We start from the raw sequence: 1684 nt of genomic DNA, 5'->3' as shown, positions 1-1684 counted from the left end.
ATCAAAGCCAAAAACAGCGCCATCAAAAAGCTCAACAGCCTCGGTTTCGACGTCACCATCACCCCGGCTACCGCAGCCTGACCCCCATTACTTTCACGTTAGCTTTTCAGGGCCGCTGCCGCGCCCCTCCGGGGAGGGGGAAATAGCCGCGCTGCCGCGGCTTGGAGTCCGGCAGGTCCCTCTTCCGGCGGTCCGGTGGCCGGGACGATACTGGAGGGGTGTTCCGGATCCGACCCTGATCACTCCCTGGTGCCTGTGAGCCTGTGTATTAGCTTGGTGGTGGAGGGCCCTTTTCCGCGGGGACCGTGGACTGTTGCCTTGAGCACGAACGTTAGATTTCTGCATCTTTTGCCCTCCGTTCCGGGACACGCCACGAATCCGATAGCGGTACGGGAGAAGGCGAGTGGGATGGATGTGCTCTGTCAACGGTGCGCGGGACTGGATGTCTCCAAACGTGACGCGAAGGTCTGCGTGCGGGTCACCGGACCCGGCGGAAGAGTATCCGTGGAGACCACGACGTGGACAGCAATGACGAACCAGGTCCGTGAACTGGCGCAGTATCTGCTCGCCGAACACGTCCAACTGGTCATTATCGAGGCCACGAGTGATTACTGGCGCCAGTTCTACTTCCTGCTCGAGGACGCCGGGCTCACCGTGGAGCTGGTCAATGCACGGGATGCCCGGAATCTGCCCGGACGTAAGACCGACGTTTCCGATGCTGCCTGGCTGGCGCAGCTCGGCGCCTACGGTCTGGTCCGGGGCTGTTTCGTTCCGCCGGCCGATATCCGCCGGATCCGGGACCTGACCCGGACCAGAACCGCGATCACTGATGAACGCTCCCGCGAGATCCAGCGGCTGGAGAAGATGCTGGAGGACTCCGGGATCAAGCTCTCCTCCGTCGCCACGGACATCACCGGGGCATCGGGGCGGGCCATGCTCGAGGCACTGATCAGCGGTCAGGACGATCCGCGGGTCCTCGCTGACCTGGCGAAGACAAGGATGCGCCCGAAGATACCGGCACTGATCGAAGCACTGACCGGCCGCTTCAATGACCACCACGCCTTCATGGCCCGGCTTTTCCTGGACCGGATCGACGCCCACACCAAGGATCTCAAACGCGTTGATGACCGGGTTGAGGAGCTGATGGCCCCTTTTCAGGGCGCCCGTGAACTCCTGGCCAGCATCCCCGGTGTCTCCGGCCTGGTCGCCGATGTCATCATCGCCGAAACCGGGGCGGACATGTCCGTCTTTGCCACCCCCGGGCACCTCGCATCCTGGGGCGGGACCGCTCCCGGTGCCAACGAATCCGCCGGGCGGGTCAAGTCAACCAAAACCAGACCCGGGAACCGGTACCTCAAACGCGCACTGGGCACCGCGGCCATGGCGGTCTCCCGCTCACAGACAACATACTTCGGCGCCAAATACCGGCGCATCAAATCCCGCAGGGGACCGATGAAGGCCCTCGTCGCCGTCGAGCACTCCATCCTCACCGTGGTCTGGCACCTGCTCACCACCGGCGAGGTATACCGGGACCCCGGGCCGGACTACTTCGCCAAACGCCAACCGGCCCGCACCCGGGCACGGGCCGTGAAACAACTCGAGGAACTCGGCTACACCGTCACCTTGGAACCTCTCACCCACACCGGCTGAGACCGCGGGGACACCCTATTTTCACGTTAGGACG

General features: G+C 63.8%; 1 protein-coding gene. It reads left to right on the top strand.

The genetic code is table 11. The features are described from left to right. The first annotated feature begins 408 nt into the window (after positions 1–408). Positions 409–1650: an IS110 family transposase gene (locus tag BJQ90_RS17220; protein ID WP_226761433.1), complete on the top strand. Its 1242-nt coding sequence runs from the start codon at positions 409–411 to the stop codon at positions 1648–1650. Positions 1651–1684 lie beyond the last annotated feature (34 nt).

The organism is Arthrobacter sp. SO3, from assembly GCF_020532825.1.
Lineage (GTDB): Bacteria > Actinomycetota > Actinomycetes > Actinomycetales > Micrococcaceae > Arthrobacter.
This window is presented reverse-complemented; position numbering and strand designations above follow the sequence as displayed.

Coding starts and splice junctions, on each gene's coding strand:
- BJQ90_RS17220 (WP_226761433.1), top strand. CDS start 409: ATGGATGTGCTCTGTCAACGGTGCGCGGGACTGGATGTCTCCAAACGT.